The 25,934-nt window shown below is 73.4% G+C and carries 26 protein-coding genes; 13 read left to right on the top strand and 13 right to left on the bottom strand.

Annotated features, from left to right (window positions below):
* Window positions 1-159 precede the first annotated feature (159 nt).
* The 5 genes from AC2RP6_RS12740 to AC2RP6_RS12720 all read left to right on the top strand — a co-directional run bounded on the left by AC2RP6_RS12740 (window position 160) and on the right by AC2RP6_RS12720 (window position 4,379).
* The gene (locus AC2RP6_RS12740) at window positions 160-1,056 is read left to right on the top strand and encodes a helix-turn-helix domain-containing protein (protein WP_486446345.1); all 897 of its coding nucleotides are present in this window, start codon (window positions 160-162) and stop codon (window positions 1,054-1,056) included.
* A 126-nt stretch (window positions 1,057-1,182) separates the two neighbouring features.
* Window positions 1,183-2,676 carry a 30S ribosomal protein S12 methylthiotransferase RimO gene (gene rimO, locus AC2RP6_RS12735; protein ID WP_486446344.1) on the top strand — a complete coding sequence of 498 codons (1,494 nt, stop codon included), beginning with the start codon at window positions 1,183-1,185 and terminating at the stop codon, window positions 2,674-2,676.
* Window positions 2,673-3,329, top strand: a complete 657-nt coding sequence (pgsA, locus tag AC2RP6_RS12730) for a CDP-diacylglycerol--glycerol-3-phosphate 3-phosphatidyltransferase (protein WP_486446343.1) — start codon at window positions 2,673-2,675, stop codon at window positions 3,327-3,329. Before rimO ends, pgsA begins: the two co-directional genes overlap by 4 nt.
* A gap of 23 nt (window positions 3,330-3,352) precedes the next feature.
* Complete coding sequence (locus tag AC2RP6_RS12725) at window positions 3,353-3,892, top strand: CinA family protein (protein ID WP_486446342.1); 540 nt, start codon at window positions 3,353-3,355, stop codon at window positions 3,890-3,892.
* Window positions 3,893-4,001: 109 nt separating this feature from the next.
* Window positions 4,002-4,379 carry a helix-turn-helix domain-containing protein gene (locus AC2RP6_RS12720; RefSeq protein ID WP_030664971.1) on the top strand — a complete coding sequence of 126 codons (378 nt, stop codon included), beginning with the start codon at window positions 4,002-4,004 and terminating at the stop codon, window positions 4,377-4,379.
* 15 nt (window positions 4,380-4,394) lie between these two features.
* On the opposite strand, the gene AC2RP6_RS12715 is transcribed toward AC2RP6_RS12720, so the two are convergent.
* The 5 genes from AC2RP6_RS12715 to AC2RP6_RS12695 form a co-directional block, all read right to left on the bottom strand.
* Complete coding sequence (locus AC2RP6_RS12715; protein WP_486446341.1) at window positions 4,395-4,541, bottom strand: hypothetical protein; 147 nt, start codon at window positions 4,539-4,541, stop codon at window positions 4,395-4,397.
* Window positions 4,542-4,761: 220 nt separating this feature from the next.
* A complete protein-coding gene (locus AC2RP6_RS12710; protein WP_486446340.1) occupies window positions 4,762-5,541 on the bottom strand; it encodes an SDR family NAD(P)-dependent oxidoreductase in 780 nt (259 codons plus the stop codon).
* Window positions 5,542-5,611: 70 nt separating this feature from the next.
* Complete coding sequence (locus AC2RP6_RS12705; protein WP_486446339.1) at window positions 5,612-6,406, bottom strand: Fpg/Nei family DNA glycosylase; 795 nt, start codon at window positions 6,404-6,406, stop codon at window positions 5,612-5,614.
* A 226-nt stretch (window positions 6,407-6,632) separates the two neighbouring features.
* Window positions 6,633-7,319 (bottom strand): hypothetical protein, encoded by a 687-nt coding sequence (locus AC2RP6_RS12700; protein WP_486446338.1) that lies wholly within the window; start codon window positions 7,317-7,319, stop codon window positions 6,633-6,635.
* Window positions 7,320-7,540: 221 nt separating this feature from the next.
* The gene (locus AC2RP6_RS12695) at window positions 7,541-12,130 is read right to left on the bottom strand and encodes an ATP-dependent helicase (protein ID WP_486446337.1); all 4,590 of its coding nucleotides are present in this window, start codon (window positions 12,128-12,130) and stop codon (window positions 7,541-7,543) included.
* Between the two features lie 80 nt (window positions 12,131-12,210).
* Here AC2RP6_RS12695 and AC2RP6_RS12690 point away from each other — a divergent pair, with 80 nt between their 5' ends.
* The 3 genes from AC2RP6_RS12690 to AC2RP6_RS12680 all read left to right on the top strand — a co-directional run bounded on the left by AC2RP6_RS12690 (window position 12,211) and on the right by AC2RP6_RS12680 (window position 14,312).
* Window positions 12,211-13,044, top strand: coding sequence for an AraC family transcriptional regulator (locus AC2RP6_RS12690; RefSeq protein WP_486446336.1), 834 nt, complete (start codon window positions 12,211-12,213; stop codon window positions 13,042-13,044).
* Between the two features lie 255 nt (window positions 13,045-13,299).
* Window positions 13,300-14,007, top strand: coding sequence for an AzlC family ABC transporter permease (locus tag AC2RP6_RS12685; RefSeq protein ID WP_486450315.1), 708 nt, complete (start codon window positions 13,300-13,302; stop codon window positions 14,005-14,007).
* Window positions 14,004-14,312, top strand: coding sequence for an AzlD domain-containing protein (locus AC2RP6_RS12680; RefSeq protein ID WP_030664986.1), 309 nt, complete (start codon window positions 14,004-14,006; stop codon window positions 14,310-14,312). The genes AC2RP6_RS12685 and AC2RP6_RS12680 overlap by 4 nt, the downstream gene beginning before the upstream one ends.
* Here the strand turns inward: AC2RP6_RS12680 and AC2RP6_RS12675 are convergent.
* Window positions 14,281-15,321: a hypothetical protein gene (locus AC2RP6_RS12675; RefSeq protein ID WP_486446335.1), complete on the bottom strand. Its 1,041-nt coding sequence runs from the start codon at window positions 15,319-15,321 to the stop codon at window positions 14,281-14,283. The genes AC2RP6_RS12680 and AC2RP6_RS12675 overlap by 32 nt on opposite strands.
* An 81-nt stretch (window positions 15,322-15,402) precedes the next feature.
* Between AC2RP6_RS12675 and AC2RP6_RS12670 the strand changes: the two genes are divergently transcribed.
* Both AC2RP6_RS12670 and AC2RP6_RS12665 read left to right on the top strand, forming a co-directional pair.
* Window positions 15,403-15,597, top strand: a complete 195-nt coding sequence (locus tag AC2RP6_RS12670) for a DUF3046 domain-containing protein (RefSeq protein ID WP_486446334.1) — start codon at window positions 15,403-15,405, stop codon at window positions 15,595-15,597.
* A gap of 324 nt (window positions 15,598-15,921) precedes the next feature.
* On the top strand, window positions 15,922-17,010 hold the full coding sequence (locus AC2RP6_RS12665; RefSeq protein WP_486450314.1) for an AI-2E family transporter: 1,089 nt from the start codon (window positions 15,922-15,924) through the stop codon (window positions 17,008-17,010).
* On the opposite strand, the gene AC2RP6_RS12660 is transcribed toward AC2RP6_RS12665, so the two are convergent.
* Window positions 16,964-17,719 carry a Clp protease N-terminal domain-containing protein gene (locus tag AC2RP6_RS12660; RefSeq protein ID WP_486446333.1) on the bottom strand — a complete coding sequence of 252 codons (756 nt, stop codon included), beginning with the start codon at window positions 17,717-17,719 and terminating at the stop codon, window positions 16,964-16,966. The two genes, AC2RP6_RS12665 and AC2RP6_RS12660, sit on opposite strands and share 47 nt — an antisense overlap.
* 118 nt (window positions 17,720-17,837) lie before the next feature.
* Here AC2RP6_RS12660 and AC2RP6_RS12655 point away from each other — a divergent pair, with 118 nt between their 5' ends.
* Window positions 17,838-18,461: a class I SAM-dependent methyltransferase gene (locus AC2RP6_RS12655; protein WP_486446332.1), complete on the top strand. Its 624-nt coding sequence runs from the start codon at window positions 17,838-17,840 to the stop codon at window positions 18,459-18,461.
* 40 nt (window positions 18,462-18,501) lie between these two features.
* Here the strand turns inward: AC2RP6_RS12655 and AC2RP6_RS12650 are convergent, their stop codons facing one another.
* Entirely contained in the window at window positions 18,502-19,545 is a 1,044-nt protein-coding gene (locus AC2RP6_RS12650) for a S66 family peptidase (protein ID WP_486446331.1), read from the bottom strand.
* 78 nt (window positions 19,546-19,623) lie between these two features.
* Window positions 19,624-20,679, bottom strand: a complete 1,056-nt coding sequence (locus AC2RP6_RS12645) for a PP2C family protein-serine/threonine phosphatase (RefSeq protein ID WP_486446330.1) — start codon at window positions 20,677-20,679, stop codon at window positions 19,624-19,626.
* 236 nt (window positions 20,680-20,915) lie between these two features.
* On the opposite strand from AC2RP6_RS12645, the gene recA reads away from it, so the two are divergent.
* Both recA and recX read left to right on the top strand, forming a co-directional pair.
* The gene (recA, locus tag AC2RP6_RS12640; protein ID WP_486446329.1) at window positions 20,916-22,031 is read left to right on the top strand and encodes a recombinase RecA; all 1,116 of its coding nucleotides are present in this window, start codon (window positions 20,916-20,918) and stop codon (window positions 22,029-22,031) included.
* A gap of 3 nt (window positions 22,032-22,034) precedes the next feature.
* Window positions 22,035-22,598 carry a recombination regulator RecX gene (recX, locus tag AC2RP6_RS12635; RefSeq protein WP_486446328.1) on the top strand — a complete coding sequence of 188 codons (564 nt, stop codon included), beginning with the start codon at window positions 22,035-22,037 and terminating at the stop codon, window positions 22,596-22,598.
* Between the two features lie 112 nt (window positions 22,599-22,710).
* Here recX and AC2RP6_RS12630 read toward each other — a convergent pair whose 3' ends face one another.
* From AC2RP6_RS12630 to AC2RP6_RS12615, 4 genes are all read right to left on the bottom strand, one after another.
* Window positions 22,711-23,127, bottom strand: coding sequence for a rhodanese-like domain-containing protein (locus AC2RP6_RS12630; protein ID WP_486450313.1), 417 nt, complete (start codon window positions 23,125-23,127; stop codon window positions 22,711-22,713).
* Entirely contained in the window at window positions 23,118-23,663 is a 546-nt protein-coding gene (locus tag AC2RP6_RS12625; protein ID WP_486446327.1) for a cupin domain-containing protein, read from the bottom strand. The genes AC2RP6_RS12630 and AC2RP6_RS12625 overlap by 10 nt, the downstream gene beginning before the upstream one ends.
* Before the next feature lie 80 nt (window positions 23,664-23,743).
* Window positions 23,744-23,830 carry a putative leader peptide gene (locus tag AC2RP6_RS12620; RefSeq protein ID WP_311318651.1) on the bottom strand — a complete coding sequence of 29 codons (87 nt, stop codon included), beginning with the start codon at window positions 23,828-23,830 and terminating at the stop codon, window positions 23,744-23,746.
* Between the two features lie 40 nt (window positions 23,831-23,870).
* Window positions 23,871-25,484, bottom strand: a complete 1,614-nt coding sequence (locus AC2RP6_RS12615) for an FAD-dependent monooxygenase (RefSeq protein WP_486446326.1) — start codon at window positions 25,482-25,484, stop codon at window positions 23,871-23,873.
* Window positions 25,485-25,934: the final 450 nt, after the last annotated feature.

The following is a 25,934-nucleotide window of genomic DNA, read 5'->3' as shown; positions in this document are numbered from 1 at the left end:
GCGCACGACGTCTTGTACGGCGTGGGTCCGCCGCGCCGGAGGGGCCCCGCCCACGCCATTCGGATGGCGTAGGAAGAGCACCCTCCGGTTGCTCCACCCTTTCGTCACCCCCCTAGACTGGACTTCCAGCAGGTGGCTACACGCTCGAAAGGCGCCCTTGTGTCCATCGGCAACTCCAACTCCCCCGAAGAAGAGCGGTCTTCGACCGACGACCGGTCCGAGGACCGTCTCGTCGAACGTTCCGTCGAAGAGCCGTCCATCGGGACGGCCCTCAAGAAGGCCCGGATCGCCGCCGGGCTCACAGTCGACGAGGTCAGTTCCCTCACCCGCGTGCGCATCCCGATCGTGCACGCGATCGAAGAGGACGACTTCACGCGGTGCGGCGGCGACGTCTACGCCCGCGGCCACATCCGTACGCTCGCCCGCGCCGTCCACCTCGACCCGGCACCCCTGGTCGAGAGCTACGACGCGGCCCACGGCGGCCGGCCGGCACCCACCCCCGCCGCGCCGATGTTCGACGCGGAGCGGATCCGCCCCGAGCGGCAGCGGCCCAACTGGACCGCCGCCATGGTCGCCGCGATCGTCGCCGTCATCGGCTTCGTCGGCTTCACCGCCTTCGGCGGCGACGGCGAGAAGGAAAAGCGCCCGATGGCGGAAGGTTCCGCCTCCCCCAAGCCCGCACCCAAGCAGACCGGCGGCAAGCCCGCCGCGCAGCCCTCCCAGGTCCCGCCGGCCGCCAAGCCGGAGCCCTCGGACAGCGCCATCGCCGCCGCGCCCAAGGACCTCGTCACGGTCGTCCTGACGGCCGACACCGGCGAGAGCTGGATCTCCGCGAAGGACTCCACCGGCCGGCTCCTCTTCGACGGCACCCTCGTGCAGGGCGAGTCGAAGACGTTCACGGACAAGGAGTCCGTCGACCTCGTGCTCGGCGACGCCGGGGTCGTGAAGCTCTTCGTGAACGGCAAGGAGATCAAGGACGACTTCCAGCCGGGTCAAGTGGAACGCCTCACATACACCAAGGAAGACCCCTCCCGGGACCAGCCCCAGGCGGGCTGACCGAGGGGCCGCCCCAGGGCGGAAGGCGTGGACCGGGATCCCCGGGGTGCTGCTCGCACCCCGGGGATCCCGGCGTACGGGGACGTGCGGCCGGGGCCGACGCCGGGACGAAGTAGTCTTGAGTCCATGCCCGAACGCCGTACCGTCGCCCTTGTCACTCTTGGCTGCGCCCGTAACGAGGTGGACTCGGAGGAGCTCGCAGGCCGCTTGGCGGCGGATGGCTGGGAGCTCGTCGAGGAAGCCGCTGACGCGGACGTAGCCGTCGTCAACACCTGCGGCTTCGTCGAAGCCGCCAAGAAGGACTCCGTAGACGCCCTGCTGGAAGCCAACGATCTCAAGGACCACGGCAGGACCCAGGCCGTCGTCGCCGTCGGCTGCATGGCCGAGCGCTACGGCAAGGAGCTCGCCGAGGCCCTTCCCGAGGCCGACGGAGTCCTCGGCTTCGACGACTACGCCGACATCTCCAACCGCCTCCAGGTCATCCTCAGTGGCGGCAGCGTCGAAGCGCACACCCCGCGCGACCGCCGCCAGCTGCTGCCCATCAGCCCCGCCGCCCGCCAGGCCGCCGACGTCGCCCTCCCCGGGCACGCCCAGGCGCCCGCGGAGGCCCCCGCCGACCTGCCCGAGGGCCTCGCGCCCGCCTCCGGCCCGCGCGCCCCGCTGCGCCGCCGCCTGGACAAGAGCCCGGTGGCCTCGGTCAAGCTGGCCTCCGGCTGCGACCGGCGCTGCTCCTTCTGCGCCATCCCGTCCTTCCGCGGCTCCTTCATCTCCCGCCGTCCCAGCGACGTGCTGGGCGAGACCCGCTGGCTCGCCGAGCAGGGCGTCAAGGAGATCATGCTGGTCTCCGAGAACAACACCTCGTACGGCAAGGACCTCGGCGACATCCGGCTCCTGGAGACGCTGCTGCCCGAGCTCGCCGCCGTCGACGGCATCGAGCGCGTCCGCGTCAGCTACCTCCAGCCCGCCGAGATGCGCCCGGGCCTGATCGACGTACTGACCTCGACCCCCAAGGTCGTGCCGTACTTCGACCTCTCCTTCCAGCACTCGGCCCCCGACGTGCTGCGCGCCATGCGCCGCTTCGGCGACACCGACCGCTTCCTGGAGCTGCTGGACACCATCCGGTCCAAGGCCCCGCAGGCCGGTGTCCGCTCGAACTTCATCGTCGGCTTCCCCGGCGAGTCGGAAGCCGACTTCGCCGAGCTGGAGCGTTTCCTCACCCACGCCCGCCTCGACGCGATCGGCGTGTTCGGGTACTCGGACGAGGACGGCACCGAGGCCGTCACCTACGAGAACAAGCTGGACGAGGACACCATCGCCGAGCGCCTGGCGCACATGCAGCGGCTCGCCGAGGAGCTGACCGCCCAGCGTGCGGAGGAGCGGATCGGCGAGACCCTGGAAGTGCTCGTGGAGACGGTCGTCCCGTTCGACGAGGCCGAGGACGGCGAGGGCGCCTACGGGCGCGCCGCCCACCAGGCCCCCGAAACGGACGGCCAGGTGGTCTTCACGGACGGCACCGGCCTGGTCCCGGGGCGTATCGTCACGGCGAAGGTCGTCGGCACCCTGGGAGTGGACCTGGTGGCCGAGCCCCTGGACATGGACTTTGAGGAGGCGACCGGATGACCGGTGTCCCGGCATCTGCGGCGGGCGGGACCGGCCGCCGGCCCGTACCCGGCGCGAAGCTGGGGGCCGCGGCGGTCGATCAGGCCAGCCTGTGGAACATCGCCAACATCCTGACGATGATCCGGCTCGTGCTGGTGCCGGGGTTCGTCCTGCTGCTGCTCGCCGACGGCGGGTACGACCCCGCCTGGCGGGCGTGGGCCTGGGCGGCGTTCGCCGTGGCCATGATCACGGACATCTTCGACGGGCACCTGGCCCGGACGTACAACCTGGTCACGGACTTCGGCAAGATCGCCGACCCCATCGCCGACAAGGCGATCATGGGGTCGGCGCTGATCTGCCTGTCGTGGCTGGGTGACCTCCCGTGGTGGGTGACCGGGGTGATCCTCGGACGGGAGCTCGGGATCACGCTGCTGCGCTTCTGGGTCATCCGCTACGGGGTGATTCCGGCCAGTCGCGGCGGCAAGCTGAAGACGCTGGCCCAGGGCACGGCGGTCGGCATGTACGTCCTCGCGCTGACCGGTGCGCTGGCGACGATGCGCTTCTGGGTGATGGCGCTCGCGGTCGTGCTGACCGTCGTCACCGGTTTGGACTACATCCGGCAGGCGGTCGTGCTGCGCCGCCAGGGACTGGCCGCGGAGCGGGCCGCGCGGTGACGTACGGGGCGGGGGATTCTCCGGTGGCGCGGGGGCGCTCCGGAGCGAGCGAGGGGCGCACGGCCGCTGCGTACGCGCTCCAGCTGCTCGCGGAGAGTGACCAGACCGTCGCGGTCGCCGAATCCCTGACGGGCGGCTTGGTCGCGGCCGAGCTGACGGCCGTCCCCGGAGCCTCCCGGTCGTTCCGCGGATCGGTCACGGCGTACGCGACGGAGATCAAACACCTGGTCCTCGGAGTGGACGCGGACCTGCTCGCGGCCGAGGGGGCGGTGAACGCCCAGGTGGCCGCCGAGATGGCCGCCGGGGTGCGACGGGTGATGGGCGCTTCGTGGGGGATCGCGACGACCGGGGTGGCCGGTCCGGAGCCCCAGGACGGCCGGCCGGTGGGCACGGTTTTCATCGCCGTGGACGGTCCGGCGGGCAGGAAAACGGCCCAGCTGCGGTTGAACGGCTCCCGGGCGGAAATTCGTAGGGAGAGTGCACGCACAGTGCTCGGGCTTCTCGCGGACGAACTCCGGGAGAATGCGCGGGGGCAGGATACGGAACAGAACGGGGGGATTTGATGTTTGCAGCCCTGAGTGAACACGACATCGCTCCCCGCACGGCCGCGGCGCGAGGCGGTACGGTGGGGCGTGAAGGATGCGGCTACACGGTCAGAGGAGGGAGCCACCGATGATTCTGCTCCGTCGCCTGCTGGGTGACGTGCTGCGTCGGCAGCGCCAGCGCCAGGGCCGTACTCTGCGCGAAGTCTCCTCGTCGGCCCGAGTTTCGCTCGGCTATCTCTCCGAGGTGGAGCGGGGGCAGAAGGAGGCATCCTCCGAGCTGCTCTCCGCGATCTGCGACGCGTTGGACGTACGGATGTCCGAGCTGATGCGCGAAGTCAGTGATGAACTGTCGCTGGCTGAGCTGGCGCAGTCGGCCGCGGCAAGCGAACCGGTCACCGTACCGGTCCGCCCGATGCTCAATTCGGTTTCGATGGCGTCGGTCGCGGGTCCGGAACGGGTGACCATCAAGGCGCCTGCGGAAGCGGTGAATGTAGTAGCCGCCTGAGCGAGCACGCGCGTGTCAGAGCTTGGCCGGAGCCCCGGCCGGTGCGTGGAGCACCGGCCGGGGCTCCCGGCCGTTCTGGGTGCGGGGGCGGGGGGCGTACGAGACGATGGGGCCGTCCGGGTCCCGGCCCCTGGAGGTGGCAGTGCGGACGTCGCTGCGCATACCCGTGCTGTCGGCCCTCGCGCTGACGGTGGGGGCCCTGTGGTGGTGGGCCGTGCTGCGGCTGGTCCTGGCGCCCGCGGAGTCGGGAGCCGTGGAGGGCGCGGTGGCGGTGGGCGGCTGGGGACTGGGGCTGCTGCCGGTGCACTGCGTGCCGGCGCCGCTGCGCAGGGCGCGGGGCCGGCCGCCGGCGAGGACGCGGCACCGCCCGGACCGGGGGCGGTCACCAGGGCATCGACACTCCGCCGTTCGGACGCAGGATCTGGCCCGTCATGAAGGACGAGGCGTCGGAGGCCAGGTAGAGCACCGCCTGCGCGATGTCCTCCGGCTCGCCGACCCGGCGCAGCGGTGACATGCGGACCATGGCGGCCTCGGTCTGTTCCTGGACCTCGGGGCTGTGGCGGCCGGTCATCGGGGTGCGGATCCAGCCGGGCGCGACGGCGTTGACCCGTATGCCGTGCGGCCCGGTTTCGGTGGCCAGGGTCTTCGTGAGCTGGACGACGGCTGCCTTGGCGGCGCTGTAGCAGAGCAGGCCGGGCTGGGCGGCGTCCACGGCTCCGGAGGCCATGGTGACGATCGATCCCGGGCGGCCCGCAGCGATCATGGAGCGGGCCGCCTCCTGGCAGGTGCGCAGGACCCCCTTGAAATTGATGTCCAGGACTCGGTCGAGGTCCTCGTCGGCGGTCTCCAGGACGCTGCTGGTGTGCATGATCCCGGCGATGGCGGCGGCGATGTCGAGCGGGCCCGCCGCGGCGACGGCCGCCCGGATCGCCGCCCGGTCGGTGACGTCGAGGCGGTGGACGCTGGCGCCGCCATCGGTCGCGGCGGCCTGGTCGGCCAGGGCGGCGGTCTCGGCCAGCCCCTGTTCGTCACGGTCCGCGCAGTGCACGTGGGCACCGGCGGAGGCGAGGAGGACGGCGGTGGCCCGTCCGATGCCGCTGGCGGCTCCGGTGACCAGGGCGGTGCGGCCGGTGAGGTCGTACGGGGCTGTGGGTGTGGGCATGCCGGGACGGTACGACCGGATCTGACGGATCGTCAATTGGCGGGAGCAGGTCCGGGTGCGGCCGTTTCGCTCAGGGAGTGGGCCCCGGCTGGCACTGCGGGCACCAGTAGGTGGGCCGGTCGTCCTGGGAGATCTTGCGGACGGGGGTGCCGCAGCGCAGGCAGGGCCGGTCGCGGCGGCCGTAGACGAAGAGCTCCTGACCGGGCCGGTGGATTCCGGTGGTGTTGCGGTGGCCGGGCCGGTCCCCGATGTTCGCCGACAGCAGCCGGTGGGACGCGGCGGCCAGCCGCAGCAGCGTGGGCTCGGGAAGGCCGCCGACCGGCGTCCAGGGCGTGACCTGGGCGAGGAAGCAGAGCTCGCACATGTAGACGTTGCCGATGCCGGCGAGGTTGCGCTGGTCCAGCAGGGCCTCCCCCAGGGGGCGCTCCGGGGCGGCGAGGAGGTTCGCGGCGGCGCGTTCGGGGTCCCAGTCCGGGCCGAGGATGTCAGGGCCCAGGTGACCGACGACGCGGTCCTCCTCGGCGGTGCGGATCAGCTCCAGGACGGGGAGGCGGTAGCCGACGGCCGTCATCGCGGCCGTGCCGAGGACGGCGCGGATCTCGTAGTCCGGGCCGCCGCGCCACTTCTCGCCCGCCGCGAAGACGTGCCAGGCGCCGTCCATGCGGAGGTGGCTGTGCAGGGTGAGGCCGCCCTCGAAGCGGGCGAGCAGGTGCTTGCCGCGAGGGGTCACGTCGAGGGTGAGGCGGCCGGTGAGGTCCGCCGTGGCGAAGCGGGGGACGCGCAGGTCGCTGCGGGTCAGTTCGCGGCCCGCCAGGGCCGCGTGCAGGCGGGTCGCCGCGCGCCGGATGCTGTCGCCTTCGGGCATGCCCCCATTGTCGCCCACGCCCCGGGGGTGCCCGCCGCGGAGGGCGCCCCCACGGGCCGCGGGGGCGGAGGGACTCGGGTCGGGAGTGGCCGAGGGCGGGCAGTGCGGGGGAAGGCGTCCGGGGAACGGCGCGAGCCCCTGCGCCGGATTGCGGCCGCAGGGGCTCGGTGGATCACGAAAGGGCCGGACGGGCGGAGGGGCCGGAGGGGCCGCAGGGGCCCTCTCGTCACTTCCAGACGAGGCCCTTGTTCGGGTAGCTGTAGGGGTTGCCCCAGTACTCGGCGGCGGTGACCTTCGTCTGGGCCGACGGGGCGAGCGCCAGCGCGCAGCTGGTCTGCGTCCGGCCGTTGGTGAAGCCCTTCGGCAGCGACTCGTTCGCGCACTTCTCGAACTTGCCGATGACCGACACGCGCTGCGCCTCGGTGCCGTCCCCGAGCAGGCCCTTGATCTGGGTGACGGAGGAGTACGACAGGTCCGTGGTGCCGGTGTTCTTGACCGAGTAGCGGATGTAGTAGGGGATCATCCCCTTCACCTTGTCGCCGAGCTTGAGGGGCTCCAGGTCGGCGGGGTCGCCCTGCTCGATCGCGGTGACCGTGAGGGCGATGTGGCCGCCCTTGGTGTTCCCGTAGCTGAACGGCACCTCCGCAGCCTCGCCGATCCTGAAGGTCTGACCGGACGTGGCCGTGCCGTTCGCCCCGGCGGGGGCGTCGCCGCCGCCCGTGGTGGCGCTGGGGCTGCCCGCTCCGGACGGGGCGGTGGCCGAAGGGGACGCGACGCCGGCCGAGGCGGACTCGCTCGGCGGCGCGGGGGCCAGCTCTTCGTTGCCGTTCTTGCAGCCCGTCAGGGCCAGGGTTGCGGCGACCGCCATGCCGACCGCGCCGAGGGTGGTGGTACGCATGCTGATGGTGCTCACTCTTCTGCTCCCCCATGACTGTGCATCGCTCGTGCAATGCCTGTGATCATCTTGATAAAGGATGAATAAGCGCCTGTGCCAGCTCAGAGGCGGTCGGCGACAGTCCTGTGACATGTCCAGGACGTGAGCGGAACAGTCGCGGCTGTTTGCGTTGCTCAGGAACGCAAGCGCAAACTTCTCGGAGTGGCACGGAAGCCGGCCGCCTCCAGGGCCCGGTGCGGTCACTGCCGCAGGCGCAGCCCCCGGGGCGTGGCGTGGAAGCCGGCGGATTCGAGCGGGGGCCCCAGGGGCGAGGTCAGCGCGGCCGCCGCGTTGATCCGCTCCACCGTCAGGGCCGGCAGGCTGCCCGAGCGGCAGCCCGCGGCCAGGGCGGCCACCGCCGCCGTCAGCCGCGGGTCCTCCGGGCCGGGCCAGGCCAGCAGGGTCTTGCCGCCGCGCTCCAGGTACAGGGTGAGTTCCCCGTCCACCAGGACCACCAGGGAGCCCGCCTTGCGGCCCGGCTTGTGGGTGGCGCCGGCCGGGGGCTCCGGCCACGGCAGGGCCGCGCCGTACGCGTTCGCCGGGTCGGCCGCGGCCAGCACCACAGCCGCCAGCGGGGGCGGGGTGCGCTCGGCGGCGCGGAGCCGGTCCACCGCGCCGTCCATGGCGAACTGGGCCGCGCCCAGCCCCTCGACCACGTAACCCCGACGGGCCTGGCCGCTGTCCTCGAAGGCCGACAGGACGCGGTAGACCGCGCTGAAGCCCCCTTCCACGCCCTCCGCGGCGACCGCGCCGCGGGTCACGACCCCGTGCCGGTCCAGCAGGGTGCGCGCCAGGGCGTGGGCGCGGTGCGTCGGGTCGGGCGCCTGGGACGGCAGCAGCGACCAGCGCCCGGACACCGTGGGCGGTCCCGTGCGGGACGCCGTCGCGCTCAGCGTGCCGTACCGCCCGCGCGGGACGGTGCGGCGGGCCCGGTGGGCGGTGGAGCCCGCCGTACGGCCCGAGCCGAGCAGTGAGCGCAGCGGGGCGAGGGTGTCGTTGGTGAGCCGTCCCGACCATGCCAGGTCCCACACCGCATCGGAGAGGGCGAGGTCGGACGCCTCGGGGAACTCGACGCGGACCGCCTGCGCGATCTGCCGGAAGAACAGCCCGTAGCCGCCCGAGAGGGCCGCGAGGACCGCCTGGTGGAGCGGGCTCGGCTCCAGCGGATGCGGTGGCGGCAGGAGCAGGGGGGCGGCGTCCGCCAGGTACAGCGACACCCAGCCGTCCTTGCCCGGGAGGGCTCCGGCTCCCGCCCAGACCACCTCGCCCGTCGTGGTCAGCTCGTCCAGCAGGCCGGGGGAGTAGCCGGACACCCGCGACGGCAGGATCAGCCGCTCCAGCGCGGACGCCGGGACCGGTGCGCCCTGGAGCTGCTCGACCGCCCGCGCCAGGCCGTCCAGGCCGCGCAGGGCTCCGCCCAGGTGCTGCCACTGCGGCAGGAACGTGGCCAGGGAGGTCGGCGGAACCGGCTCCAGCTCCTGCCGGAGCGCGGCCAGGGAGCGGCGGCGGAGCCGGCGCAGCACCGTCGCGTCACACCACTCCTGGCCGATGCCCGCCGGATGGAACTCGCCCTGCACCACGCGGCCCGCCGCCGCGAGACGGTTCAGGGCGCCCTCGGTCACCGCCGCGCCCAGACCGAAGGCGGTGGCCACGGCCGCCGTGGTGAACGGGCCGTGGGTGCGCGCGTACCGCGCCAGCAGATCGCCCAGCGGGTCCTTGACCGGCTCGGTGAACGCCTCCGGGACGCCGACGGGCAGCGCGGTGCCCAGCGCGTCCCGCAGCCGGCCCGCGTCCTCGACCGCCGCCCAGTGGTCCGCGCCGCCGATCCGGACGCGGATGGCGCGTCGGGCCGCGGCCAGCTCCTCGGCCCAGGCCGGATCCGCGCCGCGCCGCGTCAGCTGCTCCTGCGTCAGCGGGCCCAGCAGGCGCAGCAGGTCGGCCACCGACTCGGCGTCCTTGGCCCGCCGGTCCTCGGTGAGCCACTGCAGCTCCTCCTCCAGCTCCTCCAGGACCTGCGCGTCGAGCAGCTCGCGCAGCTCCGCCTGGCCGAGCAGCTCGGCCAGCAGGCGGGAGTCCAGCGACAGCGCGGCCGCCCTGCGCTCCGCCAGCGGGGAGTCCCCCTCGTAGAGGAACTGGGCGACGTAACCGAAGAGGAGGGACCGGGCGAAGGGCGACGGCTCCGGGGTGGTGACCTCGACCAGGCGCACCCGGCGCGCCTCGATGTCTCCCATCAGCTCGGTCAGCCCGGGCACGTCGAAGACGTCCTGCAGGCATTCGCGTACGGCTTCCAGGACGATCGGGAACGAACCGAACTCGGAGGCCACCTGGAGCAGTTGGGAGGCCCGCTGGCGCTGCTGCCACAGCGGGGTACGGCGGCCCGGGCTGCGGCGCGGCAGCAGCAGGGCGCGGGCCGCGCACTCGCGGAAGCGGGAGGCGAACAGCGCCGAGCCGCCCACCTGGTCGGTGACGATCTGGTTGATGTCGCCGTGGTCGAAGGCGACGTCGGTGGCGCCCAGCGGAGCCTGCTCGTCGTCGAACTCGAAGGACGCCGGCCCCGCCGGATCGTGGTCCAGCAGGTCCATGGACAGCAGGTCCGCGTCGGGCAGGCGGAGCACGATGCCGTCGTCGGCGTGCATCACCTGCGCGTCCATGCCGTACTTCTCCGCGAGGCGGGCGCCGAGGGCCAGCGCCCACGGCGCGTGCACCTGCGCGCCGAACGGCGAATGGACCACGACCCGCCAGTCGCCCAGCTCGTCGCGGAACCGCTCCACCACGATGGTCCGGTCGTCCGGTACGTGGCCGCAGGCCTCGCGCTGCTCGTCCAGATAGGCCAGCACGTTCTCCGCGGCCCAGGCGTCCAGCCCGGCCGCCGCCAGCCGCAGCCGCGCGTCCTGCGCGGAGAGGCCGCCGAGCTCGCGCAGGAACGCCCCGACCGCGCGGCCCAGTTCGAGCGGACGGCCGAGCTGGTCGCCCTTCCAGAAGGGCAGCCGGCCCGGCACCCCGGGGGCGGGCGTGACCAGGACCCGGTCGCGGGTGATGTCCTCGATGCGCCAGGTGGTGGTGCCCAGGGTGAAGACGTCCCCGATCCGGGACTCGTAGACCATCTCCTCGTCGAGCTCGCCGACCCGGCCGCCGCCCTTCTTCGGGTCCGAGCCGGCCAGGAAGACCCCGAAGAGCCCGCGGTCCGGGATCGTGCCGCCGGAGGTGACCGCGAGGCGCTGCGCCCCCGGCCGCCCCGTGATCGTCCCCGCCACCCGGTCCCACACCACGCGCGGCCGCAGCTCGGCGAAGGCGTCCGACGGGTAGCGGCCGGCCAGCATGTCCAGCACGGCGGTGAACGCCGACTCCGGGAGCGCCGCGAACGGCGCCGCCCGCCGCACCAGCGCGAGGAGGTCGTCCAGCTGCCAGGTGTCCATCGCGACCATGGCGACCAGCTGCTGCGCCAGGACGTCGAGGGGATTGGCGGGGATGCGCAGGGACTCGATCGCCCCCGTCCGCATCCGCTCGGTGACCACCGCAGCCTGCACCAGGTCGCCCCGGTACTTGGGGAAGACCACCCCGGTGGAGACCGCGCCCACCTGGTGCCCGGCCCGGCCCACCCGCTGGAGGCCGGACGCCACCGACGGCGGGGACTCCACCTGCACCACCAGGTCCACCGCGCCCATGTCGATGCCCAGCTCCAGGCTGGAGGTGGCGACCACGGCCGGCAGCCGGCCCGCTTTCAGGTCCTCCTCGACCAGGGCCCGCTGTTCCTTGGACACCGAGCCGTGGTGCGCACGTGCCAGCAGGGGCGGGGCGCCCAGCGCCGCGCCCGACTGGGCCATGACCTCGGCGGGTGACGCGTGTTCGGGCATCTTCTCGCCGACCGCGCGCTCGTACGCGATCTCGTTGAGCCGGTTGCACAGCCGCTCGGCGAGACGGCGGGAGTTGGCGAACACGATCGTCGACCGGTGCGCCTGGACCAGGTCCGCGATCCGCTCCTCCACATGCGGCCAGATCGACGGCTTGTCCCCGCCCTCCCGGCCCTCCGCCGCCGGGGAGCCGCCCAACTCGCCCATGTCCTGCACCGGGACGACCACGGACAGGTCGAACTCCTTGTCCGACGGCGGCTGGACGATCTCCACCCTGCCGCGCGGCGCGAGGTACCGGGCCACTTCCTCCACCGGCCTGACCGTCGCCGACAGCCCGATCCGGCGCGCAGGCCGCGGCAGCAGCTCGTCCAGCCGCTCCAGTGACACGGCCAGGTGCGCGCCCCGCTTGGTCCCGGCGACCGCGTGCACCTCGTCCACGATCACCGTCTCGATCCCGGAGAGGGCCTCGCGCGCCGCCGAGGTCAGCATCAGGAACAGCGACTCGGGCGTGGTGATCAGGATGTCCGGCGGCCGGGTGGCCAGCGCCCGCCGCTCCGCCGCGGGGGTGTCGCCGGAGCGGATCCCGACCCGGATGTCCGGTTCGGGCAGCCCGAGCCGGACGGACTCCTGCCGGATCCCGGTGAGCGGGCTGCGCAGGTTGCGCTCGACGTCGACGGCCAGGGCCTTCAGCGGCGACACGTACAGCACCCGGCAGCGCTTCTTCGACTCGGCGGGCGGCGGGGTCGAGGCGAGCCGGTCGAGGGCGGCGAGGAACGCGGCCAGGGTCTTGCCGGAGCCGGTGGGGGCCACCACCAGCACGTCCGAGCCCTCCCCGATCGCGCGCCAGGCGCCTTCCTGCGCACCGGTGGGCGCGACGAAGGCCCCCGTGAACCAGGAGCGGGTCGCGGGGGAGAACGAGTCGAGCGCAGCGCCTGCCATGCCCCCATCGTGCACCCCACCACTGACAACGCCCCGGACCTGCGCGAACACGCGTCGGCGCGGGGGCGCAGAATGGGGGGATGGGGACGGACGCAGGCCGCGGGGAGTGGGCCCGGCACTGGCAGTATCCGGAACTGCCGGGGCTGGACCTGCTGCGCGCCCACTACGTGCGCCACACCTTCCCGCGTCACGCGCACGACGGCTACGTCATCGCGGCCGTCACCGGCGGCATCGAAGAGGTCGGCCTCCCCGGCCACACCGTGCGCGCCGGACCCGGCAGCGTGGTCCTGATCAACCCCGAGGTGCCCCACACCGCCCGAGCCGGAGCGCCCGAAGGATGGGCGTACGCCACCCTCTACCCCTCCGCCGGGCTGATCGCCGAGGTCGCGGCCGAGATCGGCACGCTGCGCGGCACCCCCGGCTTCACCGCCGACATCGTCGCCGACCCGCAGGCCTCGCGCACGATCACCGAGGTGCACCGGGCCGCCGAGGCGGGCAACGCGCTGGCCGCCGACACCCTCCTGCGCGGTGTGGTCGCCCGGATGCTGACCCGGTACGCCGGCCCGCTGCCCGCCCGCCCCCTCCGCGGCACCGGCGGCCCCGAAGCGGCGGCGGCCCGCGCCGTGCTGGAGGAACGCCTCGCCGACCCGCCGTCCCTGGAGCAGCTCGCGGCCGAGCTGGGCACGAGCCCCTTCGCCCTGCTGCGGTCCTTCCGGGAGCGGTACGGGATGCCGCCGCACACCTGGCTGACGGACGCCCGGGTCCGGCGGGCCCGCCGGCTGCTCGACGCGGGCACCCCGCCGGCGGAGGCCGCGGTCGCCGTCGGCTTCACCGACCAGCCCCACCTGAACCGGCACTTCACCCGCATCGTGGGGGTCCCGCCGGGCGCGTACCGGCGGGAGCGGTCCCGCTAGGCCCTGTCGTCAAAGTTGCACCTGGCCCGCGGCGCCCGGCACCGCACCTCGCCGCGTTGTCGGGGCGCCCACGTACGTCCAGTACTCGGGCGCCCCTCCGCCTTGCGATGCACGGCACCGGACACCGCGGGCCTGACCGGCGCCACTTTGACGACAGGACCTAGGCGGCCCCAGGGGGGTCCGGCACCGCGCGCAAGAACGTACAAGACCATCCGGCACCGCCCCGCGTACTTTCGGGGTGTGGGAGAGAAGCAGCTGGTCACAGAGCCAGAGATACATGAGACAGCGGCGCCGGGCGGACGGCCGCGGGCGGCGGTCGTCCGGGACGCGCTCGGTGTCGGCGTCGCCGTCGGCCTGTCCGGTTTCGCCTTCGGCGTGACCGCGGCCGGAGCCGGCATCAGCACCCTGCAGGCCTGTGTGCTGAGCCTCCTCGTTTTCACCGGGGCCTCGCAGTTCGCCCTGGTCGGGGCGCTGGCCGCGGGAGGCAACCCGTTCACCGCCGCCGCCGGGGCGTTCTTCCTCGGGACCCGCAACGCCTTCTACGGGCTGCGCCTGTCGCAGCTGCTCCGGCTGCCGCGCGCCGTGCGGCCGCTCGCCGCGCACTGGGTGATCGACGAGACCACCGCCGTGGCACTGGCGCAGCCCGACCGGAAGTCCGCCCGGCTCGGCTTCACCGTCACCGGGCTCACCCTCTACGCCCTCTGGAACGTCACCACCCTGCTCGGGGCGCTCGGAGCCGAGGCCATTGGCGACACCAGGGCCTGGGGGCTGGACGCCGCCGGCCCCGCCGTGTTCCTGGCGCTGCTGGCGCCGATGCTGAAGACGGCCACCGAGCGGGCGGTCGCCGCCCTCGCCCTCGTCCTGGGGCTGGGCTTCCTGCCCGTACTGCCCGCCGGGGTGCCCGTGCTGATCGCGGCCCTGGCCGCACCCGTCGTGCTGTGGATGAAGGGACGCCGCTCGTGAACGTCTGGATCGCCATCGGCCTTACCGTCGTCGGCTGCTACGCCGTGAAGTACGCGGGGCTGCTCGTGCCCGCCGGCGCCCTGGAACGACCGCTGGTGCGCCGCCTCGCCGCGCTGCTGCCGGTCGCGCTGCTCGCCGCGCTCACGGCCCAGCAGACCTTCTCCACCGGGTCCGCGCTCGTCGTCGACGCCCGCGCCGCCGGGCTGGCGGCCGCCGGGCTCGCCCTGCTGCTGCGGGCCCCTTTCCTCGTCGTGGTCGCGGCCGCCGTCGTCGTCACCGCGGGGGTACGGGCCCTGGGTGGCTGACCGGGGCCGGCAGGCGGCCGTAGGCCCGCAGGGTCAGCAGTGCCTCCAGCGTCGCGATCGGCCGCCGCTCCAGGGAGCTGCCCGGTGCCCAGGCCTCGCGGCGGACCGGCCAGCCGCCGTCCGCCTGCTGCGCGGCCGCCAGGAAGTCCAGGGAGCGGCGCATCTCCTCGTCCGTGAACCAGGCGCGGGCCAGCGACTCCGGCCGCCGCGCGACGTCGTGGGGGAACAGCTGCTCGCCCGGTGCGTAGCCCGGGGACGGCGGGAACTCCGCCCGCCGCCGCGGATCCAGCACCACGAGGCGCTGCTCGCGCACCATCCGTCCCAGCCGGTCCGCGGCCGCCACCGCGCGCGCCCGGTCGGGTACGCCGTCCAGGAAGGCCACGGCGCTCTGGACCTCGTACGGGTGCGTGCGGTGCAGGTTCTCCACCCGGTCCCAGCAGAAGTCCGTGGCCCGGAAGAGCCAGGCGTGCCAGACGCGGTTGCGGTGCAGCAGGCCGACGACCGGGCCGGTCGTCAGGAGCTCGCCGGGCGGGTCGTCGTGCATCGGGTGGTACGGGGCCGCCGGGTAGTCGCGCGGGGCGGGGAAGACCACCGGGAGCGCGCCGTCCGGGGTGGAGACCCCCGTCAGGTGGCGGCAGAGCCGCTCGATGCGCTGCCCGGCGCAGCGGCCCAGGCCGTCCAGCACCCGCAGGGCGTACGCGGTGTGCAGGGGCTGGCTCAGCGGGCCGCGCAGGTCCGGATCGAGGGCGTGGCCGTAGCCGCCGTCCGGATTGAGGTACGAGCCGAGGGCGGTGTCCACCGGATCGGCGTCCCCGCCGAGGAAGTGGAAGGCGAACCGGCGCTGCTCCAGCACGCGGGCGGTGAGCCACATGAACCGCTCGGCGCGGTCCAGCGCGGGCAGCGGGTCCGAGGGCGACCGGGGGGCGGGCGGGGTGTGCGCGGGGGCCTGTGGGGGGCGCGGGGATCGTGGGGATGGCGCGCTCTGCGGGGAAGCTTCGTCTCCGGGCATGCGTGCAACGTAGGGCGCGGTGACGCCGGGGCGCGGGCCGAACGCCGCCGGTGCACTCTCCCGGGGCGGGATACTGGGGGCATGCGGTTGACGATTTTCTGGGAGCGGATGGCCGAGCACTTCGGCGCCGCCTACGCCGACTCCTTCGCGCGGGACCACGTCATGACGGAACTGGGCGGCCGTACCGTCCACCAGGCGCTGGAGGCGGGCTGGGAGACCAAGGACGTGTGGCGCGCGGTGTGTTCGGCGATGGACGTACCGGCCTCGCTGCGCTGACGCCCCCGGGGGCCGAGGGGCGCCCCTTTTCGCGGCACGGGCCGTCGGTGGGACAGACTTGGCGGCGTGGGAGCCACCGAAGAGACGACCGACCAGCCCGTAGCCGCCCAGGGCGCGCTGCCGCCACCGCGGGCGGCCGACCGGGACGCCGCCGCCCCCGCCGCACGGGACGCCGCCGGCCGGGAACCGGAACCGGACTCGGGCCCGTCCGCCGCGGGCACGGGCGCGACCGGAACGGCGGCGGCCCGGCCCGCCGGCCCCGCAGCGCCCGGCGGCCCCGGCACGCCCCCGGCCGGACCCGCGCAGGCCGGGGGAGACGAGCGCATGCCGCGCTGGCTGCCGCGCGCGGTGGTCCTCGTACTGGCCCTCGTCGCCTGCTTCCAGCTCGGCAGCTGGGCCTTCCACCAGCTGATCGGGCTGCTCGTCAACATCCTGATCGCGTTCTTCCTCGCGCTCGCGATCGAACCCGCGGTCGCGCGGATGGCGGCCGGCGGCATGCGCCGCGGCTTCGCCACCTTCCTGATGTTCACGGCGGTGGTCGTCGTCACGGCGGGATTCCTGGCCCTGCTCGGCTCCCTGCTCGCCGGCCAGATCGTCGCCATGGTGGAGGGCTTCCCCGGCTATCTCGACGCCGTGATCAAAGCCATCAACTCCACCTTCCACACCGACCTGTCCCGGCTGGAGATCCAGGAGAGCGTGCTGCGCTCCGACTGGCTGCGCAAGTACGTGCAGAACAGCGCGTCCGGGGTGCTCGACGTGTCCGCCACCGTGCTCGGCGGACTCTTCAAGCTGCTGACGATCGGGCTGTTCTCCTTCTACTTCGCCGCCGACGGACCGCGGCTGCGGCGCGCGCTGTGCTCCGTACTGCCGCCCGCCAAGCAGGCCGAGGTGCTGCGCGCCTGGGAGATCGCCGTCGCCAAGACGGGCGGCTACCTCTACTCGCGCGGGCTGATGGCGCTGATCTCGGGCGTCGCGACCTACATCCTGCTGGCGGTGCTCGGGGTGCCGTACGCGCCCGCGCTCGCCGTGTGGGTGGGGCTTGTCTCGCAGTTCGTCCCCACCATCGGCACCTATCTCGCGGGCGCGCTGCCGGTTCTGCTCGCCTTCACCGTCGACCCCTGGTACGCGCTGTACGTCCTCGGGTTCGTGGTGGTCTACCAGCAGTTCGAGAACTACGTGCTCCAGCCGAAGCTGACCTCGAAGACCGTCGACATCCATCCCGCGGTGGCCTTCGGATCGGTCATCGCGGGCACCGCCCTGCTCGGCGCGGTCGGGGCGCTGATCGCCATCCCGGCCGTCGCCACGCTGCAGGCCTTCCTCGGCGCGTACGTCAAGCGCTACGAGCTGACGCGGGACGCGGACTCCTCTACTTCGCGTCCCCGCCGCCGAGTACGGTTGCCAAGGCTTCGTTGACGGTCGCCTCGGCGGCCGCCTTGTCGAGGCCGAGGCCGCTCAGCAGGCCCTCGCCGTTCTCCAGCTCCAGGAGCGCGAGCAGGATGTGCTCGGTGCCGACGAAGTCGTGGCCCAGGCGCAGGGCCTCACGGAAGGTCAGCTCCAGGGCCTTCTTCGCCGGGGCGTCGAAGGGGACGAGGGCCGGGATCTCGTCCTGGGCAGGCGGGAGCGCGGCGCTCGCGGCGGCCCGTACGTCGTCCGGCGAGACCTCCTGGGCGCGCAGGGCGACCCCCGCGAGGCCGTCGGGCTCGGCCATCAGGCCCAGGACCAGGTGCGCCGTGCCGATCTCGCTGTTGCCCGCGGCGCGGGCCTCGTTCTGCGCGGTCACGACCACGTTGCGGGCGCGGGGGGTGAAGCGGCCGAAGCCCGCGTTCGGGTCGAGGGCGCCCGCGCCCTCCTTGTCCGGCTTGGGGACGAAGCGCTTCTGGGCCGCCTGGCGGGTGACGCCCATGCTGCGGCCGATGTCGGTCCAGGAGGCGCCGGAGCGACGGGCCTGGTCGACGAAGTGGCCGATGAGGTGGTCCGCGACGTCCCCGAGGGCCTCGGCCGCGACGACGGCGCCGCTGAGCTGCTCCAGGGGGTCGGTGTGGACCTTGTTGATGGCCTCGATCAGGTCGTCGAGGCGTACCGGATTGGTCATGCGAACGGGTTCCACCGAAGGGTTCGTCATAGAGGCAACCCTAGGTTGACAGTCGCAGGGGTGTCAACCTTGGGTTGTCAGTCGGTGGCGGTCCCGGCCCGTCCCGGCCGCCGGTGCCATGCTGGGGAGCACCGAGACGGAGGCTGTGATGGGTTTCTACGCCGAACGGGTCGTCCCGCGGATCATCGACCTCGCCTGTGGGGCGCAGTCGGCCCGCCCGCTCAGGCGTCGCGTCTGCGCGGGCCTGGCCGGGGAGGTCGTGGAGATCGGTTTCGGCACCGGCCACAACGTGCCCTTCTACCCGCCGGGCGTCACCGGCGTGGCCGCGGTCGAGCCCTCCGACCTGGGGTGGAAGCTCGCCGCCGACCGCGTGGGCGCCTCGCAGGTCCCGGTGCGGCGGGCCGGCCTCGACGGGCAGGCGCTGCCCTTCGCGGACGACACCTTCGACGCCGCCCTGTCCACCTGGACGCTGTGCACCATCCCGGACCCCGCGGCGGCGCTGCGCGAGGTGCGGCGCGTGCTCAAGCCCGGGGGCGGCCTGCACTTCGTCGAGCACGGCCTCGCCCCGGCGGGGGACGCCGGCGTGCGCCGCTGGCAGCGGCGGATCGAACCGCTGCACAAGCGGCTCTGCGGCGGGTGCCACCTGACCCGGCCGACCGTCGAGCTGCTGACCGCCGCCGGCTTCACGGTCACGGAGCTCGACGTCTTCTACGAGGAGCGGGCACCGAGGCCGTTCGCCGCCGACTCGCTGGGCGTCGCGCTCTCGCCCTGACCGCCCCGGCGGGGGTGTCCGGCGGGCGGTCGGCGGCGGCTCAGTAGGTGACGGTGATCCGCCGGGCCGGACCGTCCACCCGGATCCGCCCGCCCACGGGGATCACGAGCTGCGGATCGGTGTGGCCGAGGTCCACGTCGAAGACCACCATCGTGTCGGGCGCGTACTGCCGCAGCGCCCGCAGGACGGCCTCGCGCTGGTCCGCGCGGTACCGCTCCTTCCGGGCGGAGTCGAACCGGTTCTCGAACGACCAGCTCTTCGCCCTGCCCATCAGCAGCGCGGGGAACCGGCCCAGCAGGCCGCGCTCGCCCATGTTCCGGAGCATCCGGTAGACCTCCTCGGCGGTCGGCATCTCCTCGGAGGTCTCCAGGAAGAGCACGTCGCCGGCGTACGACTCGGCGGGCAGCACCGCGCGGTCGGCCGCCATCATCCAGGAGATGACCTCCAGGTTGCCGCCCCAGCCGGCGCCCTCGACCACCCGGTGGTCGTGGTGCCAGGTCCAGCCGTAGGAGCGGTCCATCACCGGCTCGGAGTCGAAGGTGCCCGGGTCCTCCCAGGGGCGGTTCTCGTCCCCGTACTCGCCCGAGCGGTTCAGCTCGTAGGCGCCCGAGGTGAACAGCGCCGCCCGGAGGGAGGCGGCGGTGGCCGGGTGCATCGCCCCGGGCCGGCCGAGCTCGACCATCACCGAGGCGCCGTGGTAGCCGACGATGCCGAGGTTGCGCAGGAACAGCAGGAGGTTGGTGTTGTCGCTGTAGCCGAAGAAGGGCTTGGGATGGGCGCGCAGGAGGTCGCCGTCGAGGTGGGGGAGGACGGTGATCTGGTCGTCGCCGCCGATGCTGGCGATCACCGCCTTGATGCCGGGGTCGGCGAAGGCGGCGTGGACGTCCGCGGCCCGCTCCTCGGGCGTCGAGCCCATCCTCCGCGTCGTCGGGTACTCCACGGGCTCCAGCCCGAAGTCGTCCCGGAGCCGGCGCAGCCCCAGCTCGTAGGGGAGCGGGAAGAGCCCGGGCAGCCCGGACGAGGGTGACAGGACCGCGACGCGGTCCCCCGGGCGGGGCTTGGGCGGGTAGCGGAATTCGATCATGCGGAGAGCGTATGAGCCCTGGGCCTGCGCGCCGCGGCAGTGGTTCCGGGCGCGGTACGGCCGTGCCGGGGCGGTCGTCTACGGGGCCTCCGCGGCTCCGGGGCCGCGGAGGCGGACGGCGAGGGCGGCGATGTCGTCGTCGAGGCGGCCCCTGCTGTAGCGCAGCAGGTCGCGGTGGAGGGCCGTGAGCAGCTCGTGGGGCGGTGTCGGGGGCTGCCGGCCCATCCAGGCCGCCAGCGGGAAGAACTCGCCGTCGCGCGCACGGGCCTCGGCGATCCCGTCGGTGTAGAGGAGCAGCAGGTCGTCGGGGGCGAAGTCGAAGGTGTCGATGCTGTACTGGTCGCCGATCAGGTCCGCGAGGCTGAGCAGCGGCGACGGCGTGACCGACTCCAGGGACCGGAGTCTGCCGCGGTTCAGGAGCAGGGGCGGTGGATGTCCGCAGTTGAGGATGTCGATGCGTCCGCCCCCGTGCGGGATCTGGACGAGGAGCGCGGTGGCGAACCGCTCCATCGGCCCCTCGGGCGGGAAGGCGGCGTTGTAGCGCATGCTGCTGGCGTCCAGCCGGCGCGCGACGTCGACCATGTCGGTCTCGCCGTAGGCGGCCTCCCGGAAGGCGTTGACGATCGCGGCGGCCGCGCCCACGGCCGGCAGGCCCTTGCCCCGTACGTCGCCGATGAGCAACCGCACCCCGTACGGCGTGTCGACCACCTCGTAGAAGTCGCCGCCGATGCGTGCCTCGGCGGCGGCCGCGAGGTAGAGCGATTCGATCTCGATCATGCCGAAGCGGCGCGGCAGGGGGCTCAGGACCACCTGCTGCGCCGCGTCGGCGACGAGCCGCACCTGGAAGAGCGTGCGCTCGCGCTGGAGCCGGACGTGGCTCCCGTACGCGGCGGCCACGGTGACCGCGATGATCCCGGCGGCCGTCCACCACGTGCCCAGGTCGGGGAAGACGAGGCTGAGGCCGATCATCAGGACGAGGCAGACCGTCCCGAGCAGGACGGTGGGGAGCACCGGCCACATGGCGGCGGCGAGGGCCGGCGCCGCGGGCAGGAGGCGGCTGAAGGCCATCTCCGGCGGAGTGTTGTATGCCAGGCTGGCGATGACGACGGTCAGGATGACCGGCGACAGCCGCACGAGTCTTCCCGGGCCGGGGCGCCTACGAAGTCGTGGCCGTCCAGACTCGATCACACTTCATAGGATATCTACGTAATCGGGGCATAGCGCTCCGGCGTGGCGAGCTTGACAGGGAAATCGAACATCCATTCTGATGAGTTATCCACAGCCGAACCGGTCGTGGAGGCGCATTGTCAGTGGCAGGCATTAGCGTCAGTGGCGTGAAGCGATCGACTCAAGCAAACCGGGTGGAACCCATGGCAGGCACCGACCGCGAGAAGGCTCTCGACGCCGCGCTCGCACAGATTGAACGGCAATTCGGCAAGGGTGCGGTCATGCGCCTCGGCGACAAGCCGAACGACCCCATCGACGTCATCCCGACCGGGTCGACCGCGCTGGACATCGCCCTCGGTGTCGGCGGGCTTCCCCGCGGCCGCGTGGTGGAGGTGTACGGTCCGGAGTCCTCCGGTAAGACGACCCTGACCCTGCACGCCGTCGCCAACGCGCAGAAGGCCGGCGGAACCGTCGCCTTCGTGGACGCCGAGCACGCGCTCGACCCCGAGTACGCCAAGGCCCTCGGCGTCGACACCGACAACCTCATCCTGTCGCAGCCGGACACCGGTGAGCAGGCGCTGGAGATCGTGGACATGCTCGTCCGCTCCGGTGCCCTCGACCTGATCGTCATCGACTCCGTGGCGGCCCTCGTGCCGCGCGCCGAGATCGAGGGCGAGATGGGTGACTCCCACGTGGGTCTCCAGGCCCGTCTGATGAGCCAGGCCCTCCGGAAGATCACGGGTGCGCTGAACCAGTCCAAGACCACCGCGATCTTCATCAACCAGCTCCGCGAGAAGATCGGTGTGATGTTCGGCTCGCCGGAGACCACGACCGGTGGCCGCGCGCTGAAGTTCTACGCCTCGGTGCGCATCGACATCCGCCGCATCGAGACCCTGAAGGACGGCACGGAGGCGGTCGGCAACCGCACCCGCTGCAAGGTCGTCAAGAACAAGGTCGCGCCGCCGTTCAAGCAGGCCGAGTTCGACATCCTCTACGGCCAGGGCATCAGCCGCGAGGGCGGTCTGATCGACATGGGCGTGGAGCACGGCTTCATCCGCAAGGCCGGTGCCTGGTACACGTACGAGGGCGACCAGCTCGGCCAGGGCAAGGAGAACGCCCGCAACTTCCTCAAGGACAACCCGGATCTCGCGAACGAGATCGAGCGGAAGATCAAGGAGAAGCTGGGCGTGGGCGTCCGCAAGGACGGCGACGAGGACGCGGCCGGCGCCACGCCCGCCGCACCCGCCGATGCCGCGGCGGTGCCCGCGCCCGCGTCGAAGGCCAAGACGACGGCCAAGGCCGCCGTGGCCAAGAGCTGACCCGTGCGAGAGCAGGAAGGGGGCGGCGGGAGCCGAGGAGGCCGTGAGGGCCGCCAGGAGCTGCCGCCCCAGAGCCCCGAGGAGCAGGCGCGGGCGATCTGCCTGCGCCTGCTCACGGGGAGCCCGCGCACCCGTCGCCAGCTGGCGGACGCCCTGCACAAGCGGGGCATCCCCGACGAGGTGTCGCAGGAGGTCCTCTCCCGGTACGAGGAGGTGGGCCTGATCGACGACGCGGCGTTCGCCGGAGCCTGGGTCGAGTCGCGCCACCGCGGCCGCGGCCTGGCCCGTCGGGCGCTCGCCCAGGAGCTGCGGACCAAGGGGGTGCACGCCACCCTCGTGGAGGAGGCCCTGGAACAGCTGGACTCCGACCAGGAGGAGCAGACCGCCCGCGAGCTCGTGGAGCGCAAGCTCCGCTCCACCCGGGGTCTGGAGCGGGACAAGCGGATCCGGCGCCTCGCCGGGATGCTCGCCCGCAAGGGATACCCGGAGGGCATGGCCCTGCGCGTGGTCCGTCGCGCCCTGGAGGCGGAGGGCGAGGACGCCGACGACCTCGGGTACGGGGACTGAGCACACCGACTTCACGCTTCCCGTCCACCGCACGCCGTCCACCGCACGCCGGCCGCCGCAGGTCGGGGGCAGCGCCCGGGGCCGCACGTACGGTGCGGCCCGCGGACACCGGCTAGGAACGCGGGGGCACGACACCCGCGACGACCACCGGGAGGCCGGCCGCCCTCCACGCCTGGAAACCACCGGTCAGGTCGGTGGCGCGGTGCAGACCCAGAGCGTGCAGCGAGGCCGCCGCGAGGCTGGACGCGTAGCCCTCGTTGCAGATCACCACCACCCGCAGGTCGTGGCTCGTGGCCTCGGGCGCACGGTGGCTGCCCGTCGGATCCAGCCGCCACTCCAGCTCGTTGCGCTCGACCACCAGCGCCCCCGGGATCAGGCCGTCGCGCTCCCGCAGGGCCTGGTAGCGGATGTCCACCAGCAGCGCCCCCGCCGACGCGGCCGCGTACGCCTCCTGCGCGTCGACCCGGGTGTACCCCGCCCGGACGCGCTCCAGCAGCTCGTCGATGCCGACCGGGGCGCTCACTGCCAGTCCGCCGGACGCTCGACGTGCTCCAGGTGCAGCACCGGCCCACTGCGGCTGTACCGGCGGATCAGCGGCAGCGGCGGGTAGTAGGCGTGGACGGAGACCGCGTGCTCCTGCGGGGACTCGTTGAGGACCTCGTGCACGTGGTGCCGGCCGAAGGCGCGGCCGCCACCCGCCGCCAGCGTGCGGCTGCGGTCGACGTCGGGGGCCAGCTCCAGCGACCGCCAGCCCTCCGAGGGCAGGCGTACGGCCAGCGAGCGCTCGGTGAGCCGGCCCCGGGCGGTGGCGAACGCGCCGAGCGATTCGGCGTGGTCGTGCCAGCCGGTGCCGGTGCCCGGCGGCCAGCCGATCAGCCAGGCCTCGCTGCCGCCCGGCCCGTCGAGGCGGATCCAGGTACGGCCCTCGGGGTCGAGCGGCAGCGAGGCCACGAGGTCGGGGTCGCCAGCGGCTCGGAGGGCGAAGTCGAGGAGCTCGGTGGCCGTCGGGCCCCCGGCGGGCACGGACGCAGGGGTGTACGCGGGTGCGGGTGCGGATGCAGACATGGAGGAGGACCGTTCCTGGGTTCGCGGAAAATGCGCGCAGGCCGGTGGACGGCACGGGGCGCGCAGGGGGAAAGGGCGAATCAGCAGGAAGGGCGACACACGCAGCCCGCGTAGCGGAGCAGGTCCATATGGACCCTCCGCCACAGGCGTACGTCGTTGCCGGTCATTTCGCGAGTGAACCACGCGCGCCCGCGCACGGTCAATCGATCACACGGTCGGCGAGGTCGAAGCGGACGTCGGGGCCGACGACGAGGCCGACGTGGAGGCGGCCGAGGAGGGCGCGGGGACCCGGCGCTCGGGCGCACCGGCCCGCAGGGCGTCCGCGGCCTCGTACAGTTCCGCCGGGCGGACCCCCGCGAAGGTCGCCGCGAGGTGCCCGTCCGGCCGCACCAGCAGCACGGTGTGGGCCGGGGCGCCCGGATAGCTGTCCGCGACCAGCAGGTCGGTGCGGACCGGCAGCGCGCTGACCGCCGCCGCCAGACGGGGCATCAGCCCGGCGCCCAGCCAGTGGCGCCGGTCCCAGACCCCGGTGCCGGGAGCCACCAGGACCACCAGCAGCCGGCCCTGTCCCAGCAGGTCGCGCAGCGGCACGGTCGCTCCGTCGGGCGCGGTGACCGGGACGTTCGCCACCGGACCCCCCGGTTCCGTGGCCGTCGGCACCTCGCGCACGGCAACGGGCGGGGCGTACGTCGGCTCCGCGCCCAGCGGCCCCCGTCCCAGGTGCCCGTCGGCGAGCAGGGACTCGGCGGAACGCGAGGCCCCCGGGAGATAGGTGCGCAGCCCGCCCCCGGACCGCAGCGCCGGCATCGCCTGGTCGGCCGCGCGCAGCCGGGCGGCCACGGCGGTGCGCCGCTCGCCCTCGTATCCGTCCAGCAGCGACTCGGAGGCACCCTGGTGCCAGGCCAGGGAGAGCCTCCACGCGAGGTTCTCCGCGTCGCGGAGCCCCTCCTCGACCCCCTGGGTGCCCAGTGCGCCCAACAGGTGGGCGGCGTCGCCGGCGAGGAAGGCCCGCCCGTCGCGCCAGCGCCGGGCCAGCCGGTGGTGCAGCGTGTGCACGCCGGTGTCCAGCAGGTCGTACGGGGGAGTCGTGCCGCCGCACCACCGCGCGAGAGTGTCGCGGATCAGCGTGACCAGCGCGTCCGGGGTCACCAGGTCGCCGCGGGCGGGGAGCAGCCAGTCCAGCCGCCAGACCCCGTCGGGCAGCGGTCGCGAGGTGGTTTCCTGCTGTGCGCCCCGGTGCAGCAGGGCCTCTCCGGGCCAGGGCAGTTCGGTGCGCAGCGCGGCCACGGCGTGGCGCTCGACCGCGGTGCGACCCGGGAAGCGGATGCCGAGCAGCTTGCGCACGGTGGAGCGGGCTCCGTCGCAGCCGACCAGGTAACTCCCCCGCCACCAGGTGGTCTCGGCGCCCCGGGTGTGCGCGGTGACGCCCCGGTCGTCCTGTTCCAGGGAGTCCAGCCTGCTGTCGAAGACCAGCTGGACGAGGGGGTGCGCGGCGGCCGCGTCCCGCAGTCCGCGGGCCAGGGCGTGCTGCGGGACGTGCAGGGGGGCCGGGTGCTCCTCGAAGGTCAGCCGGTGGGTGTCACGGCTGCGCCGCATGGTGCGCCAGGCGGCGAAGTACGCCCCCTCGTCGCGCAGCGTCGTACAGCCCAGCCGGTGCGCCATGGCGGCGGTGTCCGCGTGCAGCACGACCGAACGGGCCGGACGGACCTCGTCCTTGCCCGGACCTTCGTCGAGCACGACGGAGGGCACGCCCGCGCCCGCGAGGGCGAGCGCCAGGGACAGCCCGACGGGGCCCGCGCCGACGACGATCACCGGGTCCATGGCGCGGCTCCCGATGTCCGGTATGTGATCACAGAAGTATGCAACCGACTGAAGGTTCCTGCGTCAAGTGACACCCGACGGCGCACAGCAGTGTGGTGCGGCGGATGAGCTCCGCCGCACCACACGGGGTACGCACTACGACTGACCGTACGTCAGGCCCCGGCAAGTTGTTGCTCCGAGCATATCCGCACCCATGCCGACCGCCGGGCCGCCGATGGGTCGACCTCTCCGCATCGGTCCGCTTGCCGCCGCTCGATGCCCGCGCCGCGATTCGCACGCCGGCGAGGTGTTGCAGACACGCAGGCCCCAGAATGCCGGCTGCGTGAGGGGGTCGTTACATGCTCCGGCTGATTCAAGTCATCGCCTGGCTCAAATCTCCGCATTGTTAATTTCGGTCCAATGCGGCTTGAATTCACCACCTCGAAATCAGGTCATTTCGACCGGAATTAA

The organism is Streptomyces sp. WAC03905, from assembly GCF_057371075.1.
Note: the sequence above shows the minus strand (reverse complement) of the source record. Positions and strands in the feature narration are given on the sequence as shown.